Raw genomic sequence first — 1,639 nt, 5'->3', positions numbered from 1 at the left:
GGAAAGGATTGCAAAAGACCCGTCTGTAAAGGGCTACAATGACCTTGACGAGTTATTTGCTGACCTGAAAAGATGAAAGAAACCAAATATACCGTCAAGTACACGACCAGTTTCAAAAAGGACTACAAACGAGCCATCAAGCGTGGCTTGAAGATCGAACTGCTGGAGCAGGTCGTAGCGTTGCTGGCGATGGGCGAACCGCTGCCGGATAAGAACCGTGACCATGACCTGTCCGGCGATTGGGCAGGCCATCGGGAATGTCACATTCTCCCGGACTGGCTGCTTGTCTACCGCATAGAAGATGATGTTCTGGTGCTGACGCTGGCCCGCACCGGCACACACAGCGACTTGTTCGGCAAATAAACAGTCTGCCGCCGTATGGGGAAACCTGTACGGCGGTTTTCTGTATGCAAAGGTATGTCGTGAAACGCGACGCACTTGACAGGGGTACGCCAAAATGCAGTATCTTTTACCGCTCCGGCTCCCGGTCGTGAGACTTGTCCTGTTCCTGTCTGGACAACTGCTCGGCGGTTTTGCGGAGCCGTTCCACTGCTTTCAAATCCTCCCGCATGGATTTCATGGCAAGCGTGTCCGTCTGCTTTCCAGCGGCCAGCTGGTCGATTTCCCGCTGCCATGCCTTTGGGGTGATTGCCTCGCCGCTGTCTTTCAGGTCTTTCAGATACCGGGCCGCTGCGTCATACAGAATCAGTTCCCGGCTGTGGCGCTGTTCAAACTGTTCCCGTTTTTCCGGCTTTACTTTGGCAAGCTGCTTGTGGATGGACTTGTACTGGTTGTACTGTTCCCACATCTCCCCGCGCTCGGTAAGGGTAGTGATCCGGCGCTCGGCCTTGACGATCTTTCCACGCAAGTCATAGTAATGGCTGTTCATATCAGCGATTTTTTCATGAAGCTGCTGCATAGACTGGATGCCGTTTGCCTGCAAAAAGCTGAATAGTGCAGCGCTTTCCTGCAAAGCCCGGATTTTTCCGGTACGGGTGCGGGGAGCGTCCAACTGCTGCTGGGCCTCCCACAAAGCTGTCAAGCTGCTTTGCTGTGTTTGTGGTTTTTCCGTTTCGGCTTTCGACCAGCAATAAAGACGGGTAATGCGGGCTTTGATTTCTTTCAGCAGCTTGTTGTCGGCAGCGATCTGCCGGTTTACTTCGCCCTTGTCGGTGTGGATACCGCGCTTTTCCATTTGGCTGGCAGCTGGCCCCAGATGGACAGAGGGAATCTTATCAATGCCCTGCCGCTTGTAGCTGCGGTGGTCAATGCGCTCCGGTCTACCGGCAGATTCCAGCGCCCGGTTGGTGTAGGCTGCCCACGCTGCCCGCCAAATCTCCACATTTCCTTTATCGTTCCAATCGGTTGTATCCTCACGATGATTTTTCCAACCGCCTTTCCCATCCGGGATACGCTGTCCATTCTCGTCCAGATCGTATGCCTTGCGGCACTTTGCGCCCCATGCGCCATTTTCTTTCAGAGGCCGGAGCGTCAGCATGATATGGACATGAGGGTTGCCGGTTCCCTTGTCATGGATAGCAAAGTCGGCGCACATTCCTTTGTCTACAAAGTTGTCCTTCACATAGGCACGCACAAGGGCAAGCTGCTGTTCGCCGGACAGTTCACGGGGCAGGGCTGC

The 1,639-nt window shown here is 54.4% G+C and carries 2 protein-coding genes and 1 pseudogene; 2 read left to right on the top strand and 1 reads right to left on the bottom strand.

Going from position 1 to position 1,639, the window contains the following annotated elements:
• A pseudogene (locus tag H8S44_RS16070) lies at nt 1-76 on the top strand (type II toxin-antitoxin system RelB/DinJ family antitoxin); the annotation flags it as partial.
• Nucleotides 73-363 (top strand): type II toxin-antitoxin system YafQ family toxin, encoded by a 291-nt coding sequence (locus H8S44_RS16065; RefSeq protein ID WP_002596328.1) that lies wholly within the window; start codon nt 73-75, stop codon nt 361-363. The pseudogene H8S44_RS16070 and the gene H8S44_RS16065, both read left to right, overlap by 4 nt.
• Before the next feature lie 106 nt (nt 364-469).
• Here H8S44_RS16065 and H8S44_RS16060 read toward each other — a convergent pair.
• Nucleotides 470-1,639 (bottom strand): MobA/MobL family protein (locus H8S44_RS16060; protein WP_186997564.1); only part of this gene is annotated, 1,170 nt, incomplete at its 5' end.

This window comes from Anaerosacchariphilus hominis (assembly GCF_014290175.1).
Lineage (GTDB): Bacteria > Bacillota > Clostridia > Lachnospirales > Lachnospiraceae > Laedolimicola > Laedolimicola hominis.
This window is presented reverse-complemented; position numbering and strand designations above follow the sequence as displayed.